The organism is Variovorax sp. 01N429, from assembly GCF_056399425.1.
In genome coordinates, this window is the sequence record NZ_JBFTRG010000272.1 from 1 (window position 1) to 349 (window position 349).

1 pseudogene is annotated in these 349 nt (G+C 72.8%); it reads right to left on the minus strand.

Going from position 1 to position 349, the window contains the following annotated elements:
- Positions 1 to 70 precede the first annotated feature (70 nt).
- A pseudogene (locus tag AC1DSF_RS31570) lies at positions 71 to 349 on the minus strand (hypothetical protein); the annotation flags it as partial.

Genomic DNA, 349 nt, shown 5'->3' on the forward strand with positions numbered 1-349 from the left:
CCGTAGACCACCCCCACGGTGGGCCCGACGTCCGCCGCCGCCCCGGTCGCCACGCCGTTCGTCGCATCGCTCACGCGGATCCTCCTGCCGTGCCGAGAAGTCCCGGGACCGGGGCGAAGCGGGTGAACACCTCGTACGCCGTCCCGCCGATCAGCCGTGCCCGCACGTCGTCGCGCAGTCCCAGCTCGTCGATCTGAGCGAGGGCCTTGGCGTGCGCGACGGTCGGGAAGTTCGTCCCGAACAGCACCTTGCGGCGGCCGGGCCCGGTCAGGAACTGGTGCACCGAGGCGTGCCAGTGCCGCGGCGGGTACGCGCCGGTGCCGAGGTACACGTTCGGGAACTTCAGCGC